This window comes from Ferrovum sp. PN-J185 (genome assembly GCF_001581925.1).
Classification (GTDB): domain Bacteria; phylum Pseudomonadota; class Gammaproteobacteria; order Burkholderiales; family Ferrovaceae; genus PN-J185.
This window is the reverse complement of record NZ_LQZA01000001.1, coordinates 815,169-834,921: the sequence shown is the minus strand read 5'-3', so window position 1 is coordinate 834,921 and position 19,753 is coordinate 815,169. Positions and strand designations below refer to the sequence as shown.

Sequence of the window (19,753 nt, the reverse complement as noted above, 5' to 3'; positions counted from 1 at the left end):
AGGACTGCGATGAGTATTATGACTAAAAAAAGACCCAAAAACCTTGATTTAACCACTATAAAATTACCTGTACCTGGTATTGTTTCAATATTGCATCGAGTAAGTGGCGCTTTGTTATTCTTAATCGGCGTGCCACTTTTACTCATCACTCTTCAATCTGTATTGGGTAATCCTTCAGATTTCCAGATTATCCAAACACTATATGACAATTTCTTAATCAAACTAGTACTTATAATGATCCTGTGGTCATTCTTGCATCACTTTTGTGCCGGTATACGCTATTTATTATTAGATATGCATATAGGTATTGAGCTAGCTGGCGCTCGTTTATCTAGCATGGTTGTTTTGGCAGTGAGTATTATCCTTACCGTTTTATTTGGAGTTAAATTATGGTGAAACGAGTAGTAGTAGGTGCGCATTACGGTTTGAAAGACTGGGTAATACAGCGCGTAAGTGCTGTTGTAATGGCCCTGTACACAATTGGTTTTTCATTAACTGTACTAATTAATGATAAATTTAGTTATCAAGATTTGCATCAGTTGTTTTCAAATCGCTTTGTAAAAATAACTACTTTGTTATTTATTGTTTCACTTTTATTACATGCTTGGATTGGCGTTCGTGATATTTTCATGGATTATATCAAACCAACTTCTTTACGTTTTTTCTTACAAGTAAGTGTCATTATTGCCTTATCTGGTTATGGTATTTGGGCATTACTAATTCTTTGGAGTTAATGAATGGCTTTAAATAAACAAATCTTTGATACGTTAATTGTTGGGGGTGGTGGCTCTGGTTTGCGTGCTGCTTTACAACTTGCTGAAGCAGGACATCGTGTTGCTGTTTTTTCAAAAGTCTTTCCTACTCGATCTCATACAGTTGCAGCACAAGGAGGCATAGGCGCTTCACTTGGAAATATGCAAGAAGACAATTGGCTTTGGCACATGTATGACACCATTAAAGGATCAGATTATTTAGGTGATCAAGATGCAATTGAGTTCATGTGCCGTAAAGCCACTGAAGTTGTTTATGAACTTGAGCACTTTGGTATGCCTTTTGATAGAAATCCAGATGGAACCATTTATCAACGTCCTTTTGGTGGTCATTCACAAAACTTTGGTGAAAAACCTGTACAACGAGCCTGTGCTGCCGCTGACAGAACCGGTCATGCAATGTTGCATACCTTATATCAGCGTAATGTAAGGGCACGCTGTCAGTTTTTTGTTGAATGGATAGCCCTGGACTTAATTAGAGACTACGAAGGGGCAGTTGTAGGACTAGTTGCTATGGAGATGGAAACTGGTCAAGTAATGTTATTTCAGTCTAAAGCCGTTGTGCTAGCTACTGGTGGAGCTGGACGTATTTATCGTTCAAGTACTAATGCTTATATAAATACTGGTGATGGGATGGGTATGGCTGCTCGTGCAGGAATTCCTCTTGAAGATATGGAATTTTGGCAATTCCACCCAACTGGAGTTGCTGGTGCCGGTGTTCTGATTACAGAGGGCGTGAGGGGCGAGGGTGGGATATTGTTGAATTCTCAGGGTGAGCGCTTTATGGAACGTTACGCGCCAACGATGAAGGATTTAGCAAGCCGTGATGTAGTATCTCGTGCTATGGATCAGGAGATTAAAGAAGGTCGTGGTGTTGGACCTGAAAAAGACCATGTTTTGCTCAAGTTAGACCATTTGGGTCCAGAAGTTATTAATAAGCGTTTACCAGGAATACGTGAAATCGCTATTAAATTCGCACATGTTGATCCTATCAAGGAACCCATTCCTGTTGTTCCAACCTGCCATTATCAAATGGGAGGTATCCCAACAAATTATTATGGACAAGTGGTTGTTCCTAAAAATGGTAATCCAAATTCAATCGTACCGGGTTTATATGCAATTGGTGAATGTGCTTGTGTATCAGTACACGGTGCCAACCGCTTAGGAACTAACTCGTTGCTCGATTTATTGGTGTTTGGAAAGTCGGCTGGTGACCATTTGGTTGAATGGTTAAAAACCAATCCGCAGCATCGTGATTTACCAAAAGATGCTGGTGATTACTCTTTATCTAGACTTGCCAGAATTGATAATTCATCCAGTGGTGAAAGCGTTCATGAGGTTGGCCAAGAATTACGTCGGACTGTACAAAACCACGCAGGCGTTTTCCGTACGGAACAACTTCTCTCCGAGGGAGTTGATAAAATCAAAGAGGTTGCTGAACGTGTAAAACACACGCATGTTAAAGATAAAAGTAAAGTCTTCAATACTGCGCGTATCGAAGCGCTTGAACTAGAAAACCTTATTATTGTTGCTGAGGCTACACTGGTTTCTGCGGAAGCACGAAAAGAGAGTCGTGGCGCTCATGCACGTGATGATTTTAAAGAACGTGATGATAAGAATTGGTTGAAACATAGTTTATGGTATCAAGAAGGTAATCGAATGGATTACAAACCAGTGAACTTAAAACCACTTACCGTTGAATCATTTGAACCAAAAGTCAGAGTCTATTGATTTGGAGTTAACAATGAAATTCAGTATTTACCGTTTCAATCCAGAAGTTGATGAAAAACCATATATGCAAGATTATGATATTGAGCTTGCTCCAACAGACAGAATGTTACTTGATGCAATCTTAAAAATTAAAGCCCTAGATGATAGTATTGGTCTCAGAAAATCCTGTCGTGAAGGCGTATGTGGTTCTGATGGTATGAATATTAATGGAAAAAATGGGTTAGCCTGTATTACTCCATTAAAGGATTTAAAAGAACCAGTCGTATTACGTCCTTTGCCAGGTTTACCTGTAATTCGGGATTTGATTGTCGATATGGGACAGTTTTTTAAGCAATATCATTCAGTTAAACCTTATCTAATAAATGATAATCCACCTCCTCAGAAAGAAAGACTTCAATCTCCTGAAGACAGAGAGGAGTTAAATGGGTTATATGAGTGTGTACTTTGTGCTTGCTGTAGTACTTCATGTCCATCTTTTTGGTGGAATCCTGATAAGTTTGTTGGGCCAGCTGGACTATTACAAGCGTATCGTTTTATTGCAGACACACGCGATGAGGCAACCAATGAACGACTTGATAATCTAGAAGACCCTTATCGTTTATTCCGTTGTCACACGATTATGAATTGTGTGGATGTTTGTCCAAAAGGTCTTAATCCAACTAAAGCTATTGGCAAGATTAAGGATGCCTTACTCAAAAGATCTGTATAAGCCATGCTATTAGATAAAAACAGAAAAGAACGAATTCTCTGGCGTAGTAGAAGAGGTTTACTGGAGATGGATTTGCTTCTGGAACGTTTTTTATCTAAACACTTAGATACATTAACTGAAGAAGAGATTACAGTCTACGACGGTTTCTTGCAACTTTCAGATAATGATTTCTTAGATATGGCTATGGGAAGAAAGGATCCACAAGAAATTCTAGAAATTGAGTTAATGAATAAGATAAGAAATTCTTAAGTTTTATAAATTATATTTAGTGTAGGGAGCAAATCATGGATAGCAATAAAAGTGCAAAGTTAACAACACCAGATGGAACAACTGTGGAGTTACCAATCTATTCTGGTTCAATTGGTCCTGATGTGATTGATATCCGTGGTTTGGGCCAAACGGGAATGTTTACTTATGACCCAGGTTTCTTAGCCACAGCAAGCTGTAAGTCAGAAATTACTTATATAGATGGTGATCAAGGTCTACTTTACTATCGTGGTTACCCTATTGAACAATTAGCCGAACAATCCGATTTTATGGAAGTCTGCTATTTACTATTAAATGGCGAGTTACCAAATCAAAAACAACGTATGGATTTTGAGCAAAATATTAGACGCCATACGATGGTACATGATCAATTAACCAACTTTTTCAAGGGATTTAGACGTGACGCCCATCCCATGGCGGTAATGGTAGGTGTTGTGGGGGCTTTATCTGCTTTTTATCATGATTCTTTGAATATTACAAACGCTGAACATAGAGCCATATCTGCCACTAGGCTTCTTGCAAAGGTACCTACTATTGCTGCTATGTGTTATCGCTACAATACGGGTTTACCTTTTATGTACCCAAGAAATGACCTCAGCTATGCAGCGAATTTCTTATATATGATGTTCGCAACGCCTTGTGAGGAATATGTACCTAATCCCGTATTAGTGAAAGCCTTCGATCGTATCCTTACTCTACACGCAGATCATGAACAAAATGCATCCACTTCTACAGTTAGATTGGCAGGTTCAAGTGGTGCTAATCCATTTGCATGTATAGCAGCAGGTATTGCCGCACTATGGGGGCCAGCTCATGGTGGAGCAAACGAAGCGGTATTAAAACAGCTCGCTGAAATCGGTGATGTTTCTCAGGTGGGTAAATACATAGCACGTGCTAAGGATAAAAACGACTCCTTTAGATTGATGGGGTTTGGACATCGTGTGTACAAGAATATGGATCCACGAGCTGGTGTGATGCGTAAAACCTGTCATGAAGTCCTTAATGAATTAGGTTTACACGATGACCCAATGTTTAAATTGGCTCTTGAATTAGAACGTATCGCACTTGAAGATGAATATTTTATTTCCAAAAAACTTTATCCTAATGTTGATTTTTATTCCGGCATTGTTCTAAGAGCTTTAGGAATACCTGTAAGTATGTTTACTGCAGTATTTGCTTTAGGTAGAACAGTTGGCTGGATTTCACAATGGAATGAAATGATCTCTGATCCTGAACAAAAAATTGGCCGTCCAAGACAACTCTATATTGGTCAAACACAAAGAGATTGGGTGCCTGTATCAAAACGTGGTTAATAATAAAAAATATTGATTAACATATTGAGGAAAAATTATGTTTAAGGATGATCTTAAAAGCTCATATTTGTTTGGTTCGAATGCCCCCTTTATTGAAGAACAATATGAACATTATTTGGAGAATCCTGATAGCGTAGATCCTGATTGGCGTAAGTATTTCGATGAATTACAAAAAATATCTGATTCAAAGTCTAAAGATATAAATCACAGTGAAATCATTGAACAATTTGCGCTATATGCTAAACATAAAGCACCAATTTCTACACCTCCACAAGGCCATAATCCTAAACAAGTTGGTGTACTTCAGTTAATTAACGCCTATCGTTTTTTGGGTAATCGAATTGCTGATTTAGATCCTTTGCAAAGACATTTATCCGAAGCTGTTACTGAGCTAGATTATAAACACTATGGTTTAGAGGACACTGACCTTGATACAGAGTTTGATACAGGTTCGTTAGTCGGTCCACACCGTGCAACTTTAAGAAGTATTATTGAAGCGCTTAAAGAGACTTATTGTAAGCATGTAGGGATTGAATACATGTACTTAACCAGTACTGAACAAAAGCGCTGGATTCAAAGTCGTTTTGAAGGGTCTAGGTCAAAAATAAATTTAAGCCCAGATGACAAAAGAAGTTTACTGCAACATATTACGGCTGCAGAAACCTTGGAAAGGTATCTACATACTCGTTACGTAGGACAAAAACGTTTTTCATTGGAAGGTGGTGAATCCTTAATTCCTATTGTAAATGAAACCATTCAGCGAGCAGGGGCATCGGGAACAAAGGAAATCGTTATCGGAATGGCTCATAGAGGTCGTTTAAATGTACTTGTAAATTGTCTTGGAAAAATGCCAAGAGATTTGTTTTCAGAGTTTGAAGGAAAGCATTCTTCAGAATTAAGTTCTGGTGATGTGAAGTATCATCAAGGGTTTTCTTCAGATATCAAAACTTCAGGTGGGCCTGTGCATTTAACGCTCGCTTTTAATCCCTCTCATTTAGAAATTGTTAATCCTGTGGTTGAAGGGTCGGTGAGAGCAAGGCAAGATAGACGAAATGATATAAGTGGTGACCAGGTCTTACCCGTACTCATACATGGTGATTCAGCCTTTGCTGGGCAAGGTGTTGTTATGGAAACCATGGCTCTCTCTAAAACAAGAGGGTATGCAACAGGTGGAACATTACACATTGTTGTGAATAATCAAATTGGGTTTACCACCTCTGACCCACGAGACACACGTTCTACTACATACTGTACTGACATTGCCAAGATGATTGAAGCCCCCGTATTTCATGTTAATGGTGATGATCCTGAAAGTGTTTTATTAGTCGCACAAGTTGCACTAGATTTTAGAAACACCTTTCATTCTGACGTGGTAATTGATTTGGTTTGCTACAGACGCTTAGGTCATAACGAGCAAGATGAACCTATGGTCACGCAACCATGGATGTATAAAAAGATTAACTCTCGACTGACTACTAGAAAACTTTATGCTGACCAATTAGAGAATCATGATGTTATTGCAAAAGGAGACGGTGATAAATACGTACAAGCCTATCGTGATGCTCTTGATGCGGGTGTACTGCTCGATCAGACAGTAATTCATGGCTATCAAAGTCCTTTTACTGCTAATTGGGGTATTTATAATCAATCAGATTGGCGTGCTAATTCATCAACTGCTTTACCGCTCAAAGTTTTGAAAAGACTTGGCGAGAAGGTAACGTCTATTCCTTCTGAATATAAATTACACCCAACGGTACAACGTGTCATTGATAATAGAAAGTTAATGGGTAAGGGAGATTTACCGCTAGATTGGGGTATGGGGGAAATCTTAGCCTACGCATCATTATTAGATGAAGGGTACGGTATACGTCTATCTGGCCAAGATTGTGGAAGAGGTACTTTCTCCCATCGCCATGCGGTGATACATGATCAGAATAGACAAAGTTGGGATTCTGGAATTTATGTTCCTCTACAACACATAAAAGACAATCAACCTGAATTTACGGTAATTGATTCAATTTTATCCGAGGAGGCAGTGTTAGGTTTTGAATACGGTTATGCAACAACGGAACCTAGACAATTAATTATTTGGGAAGCGCAATTTGGCGATTTTGCAAATGGAGCACAGGTAGTAATTGATCAATTTATCAGTTCTGGTGAAAGCAAATGGGGCAGATTATGTGGGCTTACATTATTACTTCCACACGGTTATGAGGGCCAGGGACCTGAACATTCTTCAGCTCGTTTAGAAAGATATCTTCAACTATGTGCCGAGTACAACATTCAAGTTTGTGTACCAAGTACTCCTGCGCAAGTTTTCCATCTTTTAAGAAGACAGATGGTAAGACCGATGAGGAAACCACTTATTGTTATTACACCAAAAAGTCTCTTACGTCGTAAAGAAGCAACATCTGAATTAAAAGAACTGTCTGTTGGTGGATTTAAACCTGTAATTTCTGAAGTTGAAAAACTGAAAGCAGATAAAGTGGAGCGTCTTGTTGTATGTAGTGGTAAGGTTTATTACGACTTAGTGGCTGAGAGAAAGGTGCGTAATATTGAGAATATAGCAATCATACGCCTTGAACAGCTTTATCCTTTCCCTCATAACGAGTTTGCTGACGAAATCAAAAAATACAGCCATGCCAAATCTGTTGTCTGGGCACAAGAAGAACCTGGTAATCAAGGTGCATGGCATAGAATTCAACACTATTTGAATAGACATTTACTGAAACATCAAAAACTGTCCTATGCGTTAAGACCTTCATCTGCTTCACCTGCTGTAGGTTATTTAGCAAAACATAATGAACAACAAAAAGCCTTAATAGATGCGGCATTAACAATTACTGCCTGAAAAATGCGGAGAATATTATGATTATTGAAGTAAAGGTACCTCAACTGTCTGAGTCTGTTTCCGAGGCAACATTGCTAACATGGAATAAATCTGTTGGTGATATGGTTGTTCGAGATGAAAATTTGATTGATGTAGAAACAGATAAAGTGGTTTTAGAATTACCTGCTCCTGTAAATGGGAAATTAATTTCAATCCTAAAAAAACAAGGTGATCAAGTAACCAGCAATGAAGTCATTGCTACTATAGATACAGACGCGGTTGCTGATAAAGAATCTTTAGCAAATAAAAAAGATTCTTCTTCAGAAAAGCAAATTGAGTCTTCAAAAGATACGCAAACTTCATCACTTACTGTCGCGATGCCAGCCGCGAAAAAACTTATAGTTGAAAATAATTTAGATATTAAGCAAATTGAGGGTAGTGGGCGAGGTGGTCGCGTTACTAAAGCTGATGTTATCGGTCAATTAGCACAAAATAAAACAAACACAGCCCCAGTTCAAGTTGCCACTTTAAGCGGTGAACGGATTGAACAACGTGTTCCTATGTCAAGACTAAGAGCACGTGTAGCGGAACGTCTTGTGGAATCACAATCCACAGCAGCAATTTTAACAACTTTTAATGAAGTAAATATGCAACCTGTAATGGATTTGCGTAATAAATATAAAGAGAAATTTGAAAAAGAGCATGGTGTTAAATTAGGATTTATGTCTTTCTTTGTGAAAGCAGCTGTTGCAGCGCTTAAAAAATATCCTATTGTTAATGCGTCTATTGATGGAAACGATATTATTTATCATGGTTATTACGATATTGGTATAGCAGTTGGTAGTGCAAGAGGATTGGTTGTGCCTATCTTAAGAAACGCTGATCAACTTAGTATTGCTGATATAGAAAAGCAAATTGCTGATTTTGGTAATCGTGCAAAGGATGGAAAAATTACCCTTGAAGAGCTAACTGGTGGTACTTTTTCCATCTCAAATGGTGGGGTATTTGGATCAATGTTATCAACACCTATTATTAATCCGCCTCAATCCGCTATTTTAGGTGTACACGCAACAAAAGAACGTGCTGTTGTCGAAAATGGGCAAATTGTAATTCGCCCAATGAATTATTTAGCAATGTCTTATGACCATCGTATTATTGATGGACGTGAGGCCGTATTAACCTTGGTTGCAATTAAAGATGCTTTAGAAGATCCAGCAAGACTATTATTGGATATATAAACATGAAAAATTTTGATCTGGTAATCATTGGCGCCGGCCCTGGCGGGTATATTGCTGCTGTTCGTGCAGCACAACTTGGTATGAATGTAGCTTGTATCGATAAATTTGTTAATCAAGAGAGTAAGCCAAGCTTGGGAGGAACTTGCTTAAATGTGGGTTGTATCCCATCAAAAGCACTTTTAGAGTCTTCTGAATTATTTGCAAAAGTAGGTCACGATTTTATTGATCACGGTATATCAGTTAGCAATCCAAATATTGATATTAGTAAGATGCAGTCCCGAAAACAAAAGATCGTGAATGAATTAACAGGTGGGGTGGCTTACTTATTTAAAAAAAATAAGGTCACTTCCATTCATGGACATGCTTCATTTGTAGGTGAAAACGAGTCTGGTGTTATTATCAAAGTGGATAATAACGGTAATAGTGAAGAAGTGTGTGGTGAAAAAGTCATTATTGCTACCGGATCTAAACCTCGTTCACTCCCAAATCTTCCCTTTGATAATAAATCCATTTTAGATAATGAAGGAGCACTTTCACTTTCATCTGTACCACAACGTCTTGGTGTTATCGGTTCTGGTGTAATTGGTCTAGAAATGGGTAGTGTTTGGAAAAGATTAGGTAGCCAAGTAACTATTCTAGAAGCACAGGATTCACTATTAGCTACTGCAGATAAAGATATAGCCACTGAAGCACTAAAAATATTTACTAAGGATCTAGGACTTAATTTTGAATTTTCTGCAAAATTAGGTGATATTTCTATAAAAAACAAGGAAATTACTATTAGTTATCAAATTGGTGATATTCCTAAAAAGATTGTTGTTGATAAATTAATAGTATCAATAGGTCGTATTCCGAATACCGATAATCTACACTGTGACAAGGTTGGTGTTGCCATTGATGAGAGAGGCTTTGTAAAAGTAGATGATAACTGTCAAACTGACAATCCAAAAATTTGGGCTATCGGTGATGTAGTACGTGGTCCTATGCTGGCTCATAAGGCTGAGGAAGAGGCAGTAGCAGTTGCTGAGTCAATTAATGGTCAATTTGCTCATGTGAATTTTAATACCATTCCATGGGTAATTTATACTTCCCCTGAGATTGCTTGGGTTGGCAAAACTGAACAATCACTCAAATCAGATAATATTCCCTATCGTGTAGGAAAGTTTCCTTTTGCTGCCAATGGCCGCGCCAAGGGTTTAAATGAAACTCGTGGCTTTGTAAAAATTATTGCACATCAAGCAACTGATGAAATATTAGGTATACATATAATCGGACCATTTGCATCAGAGTTAATTACTGAAGCCGTTGTGGCCATGGAATTCAAAGCATCAAGTGAAGATTTAGCTCGTATTGTTCATGCTCATCCATCATTAAGTGAAGTAATTCATGAAGCAGCTTTAGCTGTAGATGGTAGAGCCTTAAATATGTAAACGTGAATAGCAAAGACAATACGACATCAGCAAAGTTTTTAGGACCACTAGATTGGTATAACCATTTTAGTCAACGCAGTGACTTTGAGTTTGATTCTGATCAATTACGTATTGTTCAAAAGCTTCAGCAGTTACATGATGAGTTGATGGCTTTTAAAAAGTATCGTCAAACTTTATTAGCTAAAACATTCGGTAATAGACCACCACCAAAAGGATTATATTTATATGGTGGTGTAGGTCGCGGAAAAAGTGCCTTAATGGATGCTTTTTTTAATACCTTACCCTATAGACGAAAAAAACGCGTACATTTTCATGAGTTCATGGCGTCTATTCAGGATAGATTACGTGTTGTTAATCACCAAAAAGATCCCTTAAAGATTGTGGCTGCTGAAATAGCTGTTCAAAACAGAGTATTATGTTTTGATGAGTTTCATGTAAGTGATATTGCTGATGCAATGATACTCGAGAGATTATTTCAAAACATGATTCATTGGGGCGTTGTGTTGGTTATCACTTCAAATTATGCTCCCGAGGAATTGTATCCGGATGGATTACAACGTGAACGTTTTCTTCCTGCTATTGAATTAATAAAACAAAAATTAGATATTATTAATTTTTCTGGATCCATCGATCATCGTCAACGTTCAAATGAGTCTTCTCACTACTATTTGTCTCCTTTATCAGTTGATGTTTCAAAACAAATGGAAGCCATTTTTAATGAATTATGTACTAATCGAAACTACCATCCTCAAATAGAGATTTGTGGTCGATTAATACCCACTAATGGGTTTGGAAATGGCGTAATTTGGTTTGAGTTTGATGCTTTATGCCACGGCCCACGCTCTCAATTGGATTATTTAGAAATTGCTGACAATTACCATACAGTACTTATTTCTAATGTACCAATTATGAATGCCTTTCACGCAGAAGAAGCAAGGCGCTTTACCATGTTGATTGATATCTTATATGATCGTAAGATTAAGTTAATTATGAGTGCTGCTGGTACTCCTGAAGAACTCTATACAGAGGGTCCTTTTTTTAATGAATTTAATAGAACAATAAGCAGACTAGTGGAAATGCAAACTGTAGAATATTTACAGACATAAATTAAAGGGGAGAACTGTTATGTCTTTTCAAGCGTTTCGTGTTTCACAAAACAACAATCAAATTGTTGGTGAAGTTTGTGAGATTGATATAAATGATTTGCCTGCTGGTGAAGTTTTGATTGAGGCTCATTTTTCAAGTATTAATTATAAAGATGCACTTGCTGCTACGGGCAAAGGCAAAATCATGAAATCTTTACCATTGATTGGTGGTATTGATGTATCTGGTGTGGTTCTAGAATCATCAGATAAACGTTTCACGAAAGGAGAAAATGTTTTAGTCACAGGCTTTGATCTAGGAGTCGGCCATGATGGGGGATATTCTAAGTATGTCCGCGTTCCTGCTGATTGGGTTGTGAAACTTCCCGCTAATCTTTCTTTATTTGATGCAATGGTAGTTGGCACTGCTGGTTTTACTGCTGCATTGTCTATAGTCCGAATGGAGCAAAATTTTCTAACTAAACATAATGGTAAAGTGGTTGTAACTGGAGCTACGGGTGGTGTGGGTAGTTTATCAATTGAATTTTTAAATCATTTAGGTTATTCAGTTACGGCAATTACCGGCAAAAAATCTGAAATAGATTATTTGCATTCATTAGGTGCAAGCGAGGTTCTCATACGCGGCGACTTTGAAATGGGAACGCGTCCACTTGAAAAGGCGTTATGGGCTGGTGCAATTGATACAGTTGGTTCAGATACATTAGCTTGGTTAACCCGTACAGTTGATATTCATGGTTCTATTGCAAGTTGTGGTTTGGCAGCTGGAATAAATTTAAACACAACTGTTATGCCTTTTATTTTGAGAGGAGTCAATCTTCTTGGTATCGATTCTGTAGCTTGCCCCATGGATTTAAGGGTGGAGGTGTGGCATAGAATAGCCAATTTAATGAAACCAAATAAATTTAATACTAAAATTAATACGGTCTCATTGCATGAATTAAATTCTGTGTTCTTTGATATGGTTAATAGTAAGACAGTAGGAAGGTATGTTGTAAAAATTAATTAATATTTAATAACGTTTCACCATAATATATTAGGGGAGAGAGTAGATTATGGGAAAGAAATTAAGAGAATTTTATGATTTATCCATTAACAATCCTGATCAATTTTGGAATGATGCTGCACAAGACCTTTATTGGGAAACCCCATATAAACAAGTATTAGATTATTCACAACCACCTTTTGCTAAATGGTTTATTGGTGGAAAGACAAATATCTGTTTCAACGCAATTGATCGTCATCTGAAAATGCGCGGAGATCAAGCCGCGTTGATTTTTGTTTCTACAGAAAAAAATCAAGAAATAACTTATTCCTATAATCAACTTTTTCATGAAGTAAATACAATGGCATCAATCATGAAAAGTCTTGGTGTTAAAAAAGGAGATCGAGTAGTTATTTATATGCCAATGATACCCGAAGCCATATTCGCTATTTACGCATGTACGCGAATTGGTGCTATTCATTCTGTGGTATTTGGTGGATTTGCTGCACATAGTCTTGCTTCAAGAATTGATGATGCAAAACCAAGTTTGATGGTTACAGCCGATGCGGGCTTACGTGGTGGGAAAGTGGTTTCTTATAAACCCCTAGTTGATGAAGCATGTATTAAAGCTCATTTCCCTCCAGAGAAAATCTTGATCGTCAATAGAGGACTTGATCCTAACATGTCTATTCAAGAGGGTAGAGATGTGGATTATTCTGTACAAAAGGAAAAACATAAGAATGCACAAGTGAATTGTGAGTGGTTAGATTCATCACATCCATCTTATATATTGTATACATCAGGTACAACAGGTAAACCTAAAGGGGTTCAAAGAGACACTGGTGGATATTTGGTTGCAATGAATACTTCGATTAAATATATTTATTGCGGTAAACCTGGAGAGACCTTCTTTACAACATCAGATATAGGCTGGGTAGTTGGTCACTCTTATATAGTCTACGCGCCTTTAATCGCGGGTATGACGACAATTGTGTATGAGGGACTACCCATAAAGCCAGATCCGGGGATTTGGTGGGATTTAGTTAAGAAATATAACGTCACCGTTATGTTTAGCTCACCTACAGCAATTAGGGTTTTAAAGAAACAAGATCCAAGTTACCTTGATCCCAATAAAACACAATCATTACGATATTTATTTTTAGCTGGTGAACCCCTTGATGAACCTACAGCACATTGGATTTCAGACTCGTTAAAAATACCTGTTGTTGATAATTACTGGCAAACTGAAACTGGTTGGCCAATATTATCTGCTATGTTGGGTGTAGAAGATACCCCAAGAAAATTTGGAAGTCCTAGTTTTCCAGTATATGGTTATAACGTTCAATTGATCAATGAAATAACTGCAGAAAAAGCAAAAGACAACGAAAAAGGTTTGTTAGCAATTGTTCCTCCTCTGCCTCCTGGTTGTTTATCTACTATTTGGGGTGATGATGAACGTTTTATTAAAACCTATTTTTCTACATTTACAGATAAGTATGTATATTCAACATTTGATTGGGGGATTCGAGACAGTGATGGATATTATTTTATATTAGGTAGAACAGATGATGTTATTAATGTCGCTGGTCATAGACTTGGTACCAGAGAAATTGAAGAAGCAATCAGTAATCATCAACAAATCGCTGAAGTTGCTGTTGTTGGAGTAAGTGATGATTTAAAAGGACAGGTACCTTATGCCTTTGTGGTCAGTAAAAATAACGCCCACTTGATGGATCAACAGACACAATTAAATTTAGAAAAAGAAATTTTTCAAATCGTAGATCAATCCTTAGGGGCAATTGCTAGGCCATCTCGTGTGTTGTTTGTATCTATCTTACCAAAAACACGATCTGGTAAATTATTAAGGAGAAGCATACAAGCGTTAGTGGAGGGGAGGGAGCCAGGCGATTTGACAACGTTAGACGATCCGACTGCACTAGAGTCCATTAAGGAAGCGCTAATGCAGTCGCGTTAGAAATAATTAAAATATGATTGCATCTACATCAATTTCAACAAGCATATCGGGATCAATGAGTCTTTTGACTTCAACTAGGGTTGTTGCAGGGCGTATTTCACTAAAAAATTTACCATGCGCTCTTGCAATTTTTTCCCAATCATCAATTTGGGTAACATATATACGTGTTCTAACAACATGCTTCAATTCTGCTCCAGCATTTTTAAGGGCAGACTCTATGTTAGCTAAGGCTTGTAAAGTTTGCGCTTCAGGATCGTTTTTTCCAACAATTTGTCCGTCCGCACCAGTACCTGTTGTTCCAGATATATAAACATTTTGACCAACTTTAACTGCTCGGGAGTATCCTATAATTGGTTCCCATGTTGACCCACTGGAAATGTTTTCACGGCTCATTATTTAACTCCATTTAATAAACACATTATTATACTAACTAAGATGAGTACAGAACAGAAAAAAATTATCAGAGAACAAGTAATTAGAAGAAGATCTTTACTTAGTAACGAAGAAAGAAAAGAGAATGAATTACGTATTTTAAAGTACTTTATGGATTTAGACGTTATTTCAAAGTACCAAACATTTATGGTTTATTCATCCTTTGGCTCAGAAATTAATACTTGGCCAATTATTAATTATCTCTATCAATATACTAACCAAATTATTTTTCCAAAAGTTGATCCTATTTCGAAACAATTAAAACTGTATTTGGTAAATAATAAAAACCATCTCACTCCTGGTATATGGAATATATTAGAACCAGATGAGCAACAATGCGAACCCATAGCTATAGAAAGTGTTAATTTTATACTTGTGCCTGGTTTAGCATTTGATAAAGATGGTTACCGAATTGGTTATGGCGGTGGATATTATGATAAGTTATTGGCACAACATTCTTGTCATGCTTATAAAGTCGCAATTAGTTTTGATTGTCAGATGATAAATAATGTTCCTAAAGAAAGTTTCGATCAGCCAATTAATGTACTAATTACTGAAGAACAAGTTTATTATTTTAAAGATAACTAACAATGAATAAACATCATTATTTGGCATTATGGTTAAATGGATTTCATAAAGTAAATTATTTTACTTGGGGACATCCTAACCCTAATCGTACAACCATTGCTGTACATGGATTAACAAGAAATGCACATGACTTTGACTTTTTAGCACAGCATTTAAGTAAAGACTATCATGTGATATGTCCTGATATTGTAGGCCGTGGATTGAGTGACTGGTTACGCAACAAAACCGATTATGGCTATCCATTGTATTTATCTGATATGGCATCCTTAATTTCCCGCTTAAATGTCGACTCTGTAAATTGGATCGGTACTTCAATGGGTGGGATTATTGGAATGATGCTTGCAGCGCAAGAGAATTCACCCATAAAGAAATTAGTTATTAATGACGTAGGTACTCATATTTCTGCTACTGCTTTGCAACGTTTGGCTAAATATGTTGGATTAAATCCTACTTTTAGTAGTCTTCGTGATGCAGAGGATTATTTTAGAAAAACGTATTCCAGCTTTGGCAACTTAACAGATGAACAATGGCGTCATATGACAGTACATGGGGTCTTTAAAACCAAGGACGGTCTTTATCAACTGTCTTATGATCCAGCGATTGTCAATGTATTTAATGTTCAACCTATTGTAGATATAGATTTAAGCTATTTTTGGCTTAAAATTACATGTCCAGTATTGTTAATAAGAGGTAAGGAATCTGATCTCTTATCTAAAAATACAGTTAATTGGATGAAGATGAGTAAACCATCAATGAAGTTTGTGGAGTTTGATGATTGTGGTCATGCCCCACATTTGATGTCTACTGAACATGTGCAAATAATAAAAGAATTTTTAGATGAATGATGAATTAGTGCGACTTTCAAAAATCATGTCAATGCGCGGTTTGTGTTCTAGGCGTGAGGCTGATGTTTGGATTGAAAAAGGTTGGGTCTATGTTGATGGTCAATTAGTTAACGAGTTAGGCTATAAAATCAGACCAAATCAACATATAGAAATTAGTCAAAATGCAAAAACAGAGCAGAAAAAGCTGCTTACTATTCTGATTAACAAACCAATAGGTTATGTTTCTGGTCAAGCGGAAGAAGGGTATACACCTGCCGTAAAATTAATTACTTCAAGTAATTATTGGTCTAGTGACAATCATAAAATATCTGAAAAATTTAATTTTATTAAAGGCTTAGCTCCCTGCGGTAGACTTGATATTGATTCAACTGGTTTATTGGTTTTTAGTCAAGATGGTCGAATCGCAAAAAAACTTATCGGTGATGAGTCTATTATTGAAAAAGAGTATTTAGTTCGTTACGAAGGTAAAATTACTGAAGACAAACTACGGCTACTCAATTACGGACTTGAGCTTGATGGAAAAAAATTAAAACAGGCTAAAGTAACAATACAAAATGAAGACCAATTGAAGTTTATATTGGTAGAAGGACGAAAAAGACAAATTAGAAGAATGAGCGAATTGGTTGGTTTAAAAGTAATTGGTTTGAAACGAGTACGTATTGGTAACGTCAAACTTGGTAAATTACCGCTTGGAAAATGGCGTTATCTTGAAGATGGTGAAATATTTTAGGATCTAATGTTATGCAATGTTATAAAGCCCCATTAAAAGATATACAATTTTTATTACATGATGTACTAGGATACAATTCTTTGAAAAATTGTTACGATCCAGAATTATTGGATATAGAGTTATGTAATTCTGTATTGGAAGAATGCGCAAAGTTTACTGAATCTGTATTATCCCCTATAAATAAAGTTGGAGATCAACAAGGTAGTACATTCCTTGACGGCAAAGTAAAAACTGCTGAGGGATTTAAAGAAGCCTATCAACAATTTATTAATGCAGGATGGAACGGTCTTATTTCTTCACCTGACTTTGGTGGTCAAGGGCTACCAATTATGTTGTCGGCTGCAACTGAAGAAATGTGGCATGCCGCTAATATGTCCTTTACACTATGTCCCTTATTAACACGAGGAGCAATCGAAGCCATAGAATTCGCAGCATCACATGAATTAAAAGATAAATACCTACCCAATATGATACAAGGTACATGGACGGGCACCATGAATCTTACTGAACCACAAGCGGGCTCTGATTTATCTGCCATAAAAACAAAAGCTATAAAAGAAGATAATCACTATAAGATTTTTGGACAAAAAATATATATTACTTATGGTGATCATGATTTAACTGACAATATAATTCATTTGGTATTAGCGAGATTACCTGATGCTCCCCCTGGAATCAAAGGGATTTCACTTTTTCTAGTACCAAAGTATTTGGTTAATGATGATGGTTCTTTAGGACCATTAAATGACATTAAAACAGTTTCAATTGAACATAAGTTAGGTATTCACGCGAGTCCCACTTGCGTTTTATCTTATGGTGATAGGGAAGGGGCCATCGGTTATTTAATTGGCGAAGAAAACCGAGGCATTGAAATCATGTTTGTTATGATGAATGCTGCACGTTTTTCTGTTGGCGTTCAAGGTTATGCAATTGCAGAAATGGCCTATCAAGCTGCCTACTCATATACAAAAGAGAGAAAACAAGGTATTCCAATTGGTTCAAAGGAACCATTGCCAATTTTATACCATCCTGATGTAGCACAATCTCTTTTAGGTCTTAGACTAAAGATTAATGCGTGTCGTCATTTGTCCTATTACGCTGCAAAAATGTTAGATTTAAGACGATCTCATGATGATAATGAAAAACTATTTTCTTCTCAACGTTCAGATTTATTAACGCCTATTGTTAAAGCTTTTTGTACAGAAATAGGTAATAGTATTTGTTATGAAAGTGTGCAGTTATTTGGTGGTATGGGATTTATCGAAGAAACTGGTGTAGCGCAATATTTTCGTGACGCTCGTATTACGACAATTTATGAAGGTACAACAGGAATACAAGCCAATGATTTGCTAGGTAGAAAAATTCTCCGCGATAATGGTAACGCAATACAACTATTATTTAAGGAAATAGAAGATGTTCTTATAGAAACAAAAAAATATGAAGAGTTAGCTACAATAGCCACAATAGTTGAAGAAGCACTTACTGACGCCAGAATTAGCTGTGAACATCTAATATCAAACCCCTCTTTATATAATAAATATAGCCATGCAAAGGATCTTTTAATGATGCTAGGTTGGTTATTGACCGGATGGTTGTCATTAAACGAGTCATTAGCATGCTTATCAAAAATATCAATTGATGAAGACGTGCATAACTATTATTCTCAAAAACTCCGTGGATTAACCTACTACATTATTCAATTTGTACCACAATGCAGTAGCATTAAGAAATCAATAGTTAATAATTTAATTCTTAATAACCATACAGATATTAATGACTTATTGAGTCAACAATGATATTAGAATTTAATTTAGAAAATAAAAAAGAGTACCTGTTTCAAACAGATAATTTTAGGTTTAACAATGGTCAGACATTGGCATCTGTAACTATAGGTATAACGAGTTTTGGATATCCTAAATTTGATGCAGATGGTCAGATTACCAACGCTATCTTATTACTTCATGGAACCTCTGGTACAGCTGAGAGTTGGTTTATACCTTCATTAACTCAATTCTTATTTACGTCTAACAACCCATTAAATCAAAAAGATTATTTTTTTATTGTTCCAGATTCCCTGGGTCATGGTAGATCAAGTAAACCTAGTGACAAATTTGGGATGAACTTCCCGCATTATGGTTATCTTGATATGGTGCACTTAGTTAAATTAGCCATTTGTAAAACCTTTCCAATTACATGTTTATTTGCAGTGATTGGCACATCGATGGGTGGTATGCATACCTGGCTTATGGCTCTTGAGTTTAAAAGATTTATTAGAAAAGCTGTCGCTATTGCCTGTATGCCTTATGAGATTTCTGGAAGAAATTTATTATGGAGAAAAATCATTACTAGCACAATGGACACAATAGTTACAGAGTGTGCAAATGATACAGTTGTAATTGATTCAGTTTTTAAAAATATTTGGCCGCTTTTTTCTGTAATGACAGATAGTGCAACACATCTCCAACGTATAGCTCCAAACCGTGAAAAATCCTTATTACACCACACTCAATTAATTAATAACTCAAGTACGTTAAACGCAGTTGATATGATGTATCGATTGTCAGCTTCCTTTGATTATAACCCCGAACCACATATCGAGAAATTAGATATTCCATTTTTGATGATTAATTTTAAGGATGATCTTTTAACACCACTTGAAGTAATGAATATTCAAGAATTACTTAAACGAAATAGTAATTTAACAATTAATATTATTGATCCTGATAATAATTTTTCCTTTGGTCATCAAAACCTCTCTCAAGGTAAAATATGGGGTACATTAGTTGACCAATTTATACGTTAATTCCAAT

Annotated in this window: 18 protein-coding genes; 17 read left to right on the top strand and 1 reads right to left on the bottom strand. The window is 36.5% G+C overall.

The genetic code is table 11. From position 1 onward, the window contains the following. Positions 1–18: 18 nt before the first annotated feature. The 12 genes from sdhC to FV185_RS03980 are packed head-to-tail and all read left to right on the top strand — an operon-like array spanning position 19 to position 14,348. Positions 19–396 (top strand): succinate dehydrogenase, cytochrome b556 subunit, encoded by a 378-nt coding sequence (gene sdhC / locus FV185_RS04035; RefSeq protein ID WP_197457742.1) that lies wholly within the window; start codon positions 19–21, stop codon positions 394–396. Next, complete coding sequence (gene sdhD / locus FV185_RS09540; protein WP_067493772.1) at positions 390–734, top strand: succinate dehydrogenase, hydrophobic membrane anchor protein; 345 nt, start codon at positions 390–392, stop codon at positions 732–734. Before sdhC ends, sdhD begins: the two co-directional genes overlap by 7 nt. Before the next feature lie 3 nt (positions 735–737). Then, positions 738–2,501, top strand: coding sequence for a succinate dehydrogenase flavoprotein subunit (gene sdhA, locus FV185_RS04025; RefSeq protein WP_067493770.1), 1,764 nt, complete (start codon positions 738–740; stop codon positions 2,499–2,501). A 13-nt stretch (positions 2,502–2,514) separates the two neighbouring features. Continuing rightward, positions 2,515–3,210, top strand: a complete 696-nt coding sequence (locus FV185_RS04020) for a succinate dehydrogenase iron-sulfur subunit (RefSeq protein WP_067493768.1) — start codon at positions 2,515–2,517, stop codon at positions 3,208–3,210. Between the two features lie 3 nt (positions 3,211–3,213). Then, positions 3,214–3,459 carry an FAD assembly factor SdhE gene (locus tag FV185_RS04015; protein WP_067493766.1) on the top strand — a complete coding sequence of 82 codons (246 nt, stop codon included), beginning with the start codon at positions 3,214–3,216 and terminating at the stop codon, positions 3,457–3,459. Positions 3,460–3,494: 35 nt separating this feature from the next. After that, positions 3,495–4,790, top strand: a complete 1,296-nt coding sequence (gene gltA / locus FV185_RS04010) for a citrate synthase (RefSeq protein ID WP_067493764.1) — start codon at positions 3,495–3,497, stop codon at positions 4,788–4,790. Between the two features lie 37 nt (positions 4,791–4,827). Further along, positions 4,828–7,641 (top strand): 2-oxoglutarate dehydrogenase E1 component, encoded by a 2,814-nt coding sequence (locus FV185_RS04005; protein ID WP_067493762.1) that lies wholly within the window; start codon positions 4,828–4,830, stop codon positions 7,639–7,641. A gap of 14 nt (positions 7,642–7,655) precedes the next feature. Then, on the top strand, positions 7,656–8,858 hold the full coding sequence (gene odhB / locus FV185_RS04000) for a 2-oxoglutarate dehydrogenase complex dihydrolipoyllysine-residue succinyltransferase (RefSeq protein WP_156474168.1): 1,203 nt from the start codon (positions 7,656–7,658) through the stop codon (positions 8,856–8,858). A gap of 2 nt (positions 8,859–8,860) precedes the next feature. After that, on the top strand, positions 8,861–10,288 hold the full coding sequence (gene lpdA, locus FV185_RS03995; RefSeq protein WP_067493758.1) for a dihydrolipoyl dehydrogenase: 1,428 nt from the start codon (positions 8,861–8,863) through the stop codon (positions 10,286–10,288). 2 nt (positions 10,289–10,290) lie between these two features. Continuing rightward, positions 10,291–11,394 carry a cell division protein ZapE gene (zapE, locus tag FV185_RS03990; protein WP_067493756.1) on the top strand — a complete coding sequence of 368 codons (1,104 nt, stop codon included), beginning with the start codon at positions 10,291–10,293 and terminating at the stop codon, positions 11,392–11,394. Between the two features lie 19 nt (positions 11,395–11,413). After that, complete coding sequence (locus FV185_RS03985; protein WP_067493754.1) at positions 11,414–12,397, top strand: oxidoreductase; 984 nt, start codon at positions 11,414–11,416, stop codon at positions 12,395–12,397. Between the two features lie 46 nt (positions 12,398–12,443). Beyond that, positions 12,444–14,348 carry a propionate--CoA ligase gene (locus tag FV185_RS03980; protein WP_067493752.1) on the top strand — a complete coding sequence of 635 codons (1,905 nt, stop codon included), beginning with the start codon at positions 12,444–12,446 and terminating at the stop codon, positions 14,346–14,348. 6 nt (positions 14,349–14,354) lie between these two features. Here FV185_RS03980 and FV185_RS03975 read toward each other — a convergent pair whose 3' ends face one another. Beyond that, positions 14,355–14,741 (bottom strand): RidA family protein, encoded by a 387-nt coding sequence (locus FV185_RS03975; protein WP_067493750.1) that lies wholly within the window; start codon positions 14,739–14,741, stop codon positions 14,355–14,357. Positions 14,742–14,783: 42 nt separating this feature from the next. Between FV185_RS03975 and FV185_RS03970 the strand changes: the two genes are divergently transcribed. From FV185_RS03970 to FV185_RS03950, 5 genes are read left to right on the top strand one after another with little or no spacing between them, the layout of a single operon-like run. Continuing rightward, positions 14,784–15,368 carry a 5-formyltetrahydrofolate cyclo-ligase gene (locus FV185_RS03970; protein ID WP_067493748.1) on the top strand — a complete coding sequence of 195 codons (585 nt, stop codon included), beginning with the start codon at positions 14,784–14,786 and terminating at the stop codon, positions 15,366–15,368. A gap of 2 nt (positions 15,369–15,370) precedes the next feature. After that, complete coding sequence (locus FV185_RS03965) at positions 15,371–16,213, top strand: alpha/beta fold hydrolase (RefSeq protein ID WP_067493745.1); 843 nt, start codon at positions 15,371–15,373, stop codon at positions 16,211–16,213. Next, positions 16,206–16,943, top strand: a complete 738-nt coding sequence (locus tag FV185_RS03960) for a pseudouridine synthase (RefSeq protein WP_082787017.1) — start codon at positions 16,206–16,208, stop codon at positions 16,941–16,943. Before FV185_RS03965 ends, FV185_RS03960 begins: the two co-directional genes overlap by 8 nt. An 11-nt stretch (positions 16,944–16,954) precedes the next feature. Continuing rightward, positions 16,955–18,739: an acyl-CoA dehydrogenase gene (locus FV185_RS03955; protein ID WP_067493743.1), complete on the top strand. Its 1,785-nt coding sequence runs from the start codon at positions 16,955–16,957 to the stop codon at positions 18,737–18,739. Continuing rightward, positions 18,736–19,746, top strand: coding sequence for an alpha/beta fold hydrolase (locus FV185_RS03950; protein WP_067493741.1), 1,011 nt, complete (start codon positions 18,736–18,738; stop codon positions 19,744–19,746). Before FV185_RS03955 ends, FV185_RS03950 begins: the two co-directional genes overlap by 4 nt. Positions 19,747–19,753 lie beyond the last annotated feature (7 nt).

Excerpts from the sequence above, each read along its gene's own strand:
- sdhC (WP_197457742.1), top strand. The coding sequence starts at position 19 with ATGACTAAAAAAAGACCCAAAAACCTTGATTTAACCACTATAAAATTA.
- sdhD (WP_067493772.1), top strand. The coding sequence starts at position 390 with ATGGTGAAACGAGTAGTAGTAGGTGCGCATTACGGTTTGAAAGACTGG.
- sdhA (WP_067493770.1), top strand. The coding sequence starts at position 738 with ATGGCTTTAAATAAACAAATCTTTGATACGTTAATTGTTGGGGGTGGT.
- FV185_RS04020 (WP_067493768.1), top strand. The coding sequence starts at position 2,515 with ATGAAATTCAGTATTTACCGTTTCAATCCAGAAGTTGATGAAAAACCA.
- FV185_RS04015 (WP_067493766.1), top strand. The coding sequence starts at position 3,214 with ATGCTATTAGATAAAAACAGAAAAGAACGAATTCTCTGGCGTAGTAGA.
- gltA (WP_067493764.1), top strand. The coding sequence starts at position 3,495 with ATGGATAGCAATAAAAGTGCAAAGTTAACAACACCAGATGGAACAACT.
- FV185_RS04005 (WP_067493762.1), top strand. The coding sequence starts at position 4,828 with ATGTTTAAGGATGATCTTAAAAGCTCATATTTGTTTGGTTCGAATGCC.
- lpdA (WP_067493758.1), top strand. The coding sequence starts at position 8,861 with ATGAAAAATTTTGATCTGGTAATCATTGGCGCCGGCCCTGGCGGGTAT.
- FV185_RS03985 (WP_067493754.1), top strand. The coding sequence starts at position 11,414 with ATGTCTTTTCAAGCGTTTCGTGTTTCACAAAACAACAATCAAATTGTT.
- FV185_RS03980 (WP_067493752.1), top strand. The coding sequence starts at position 12,444 with ATGGGAAAGAAATTAAGAGAATTTTATGATTTATCCATTAACAATCCT.
- FV185_RS03975 (WP_067493750.1), bottom strand. The coding sequence starts at position 14,741 with ATGAGCCGTGAAAACATTTCCAGTGGGTCAACATGGGAACCAATTATA.
- FV185_RS03970 (WP_067493748.1), top strand. The coding sequence starts at position 14,784 with ATGAGTACAGAACAGAAAAAAATTATCAGAGAACAAGTAATTAGAAGA.
- FV185_RS03965 (WP_067493745.1), top strand. The coding sequence starts at position 15,371 with ATGAATAAACATCATTATTTGGCATTATGGTTAAATGGATTTCATAAA.
- FV185_RS03960 (WP_082787017.1), top strand. The coding sequence starts at position 16,206 with ATGAATGATGAATTAGTGCGACTTTCAAAAATCATGTCAATGCGCGGT.
- FV185_RS03955 (WP_067493743.1), top strand. The coding sequence starts at position 16,955 with ATGCAATGTTATAAAGCCCCATTAAAAGATATACAATTTTTATTACAT.
- FV185_RS03950 (WP_067493741.1), top strand. The coding sequence starts at position 18,736 with ATGATATTAGAATTTAATTTAGAAAATAAAAAAGAGTACCTGTTTCAA.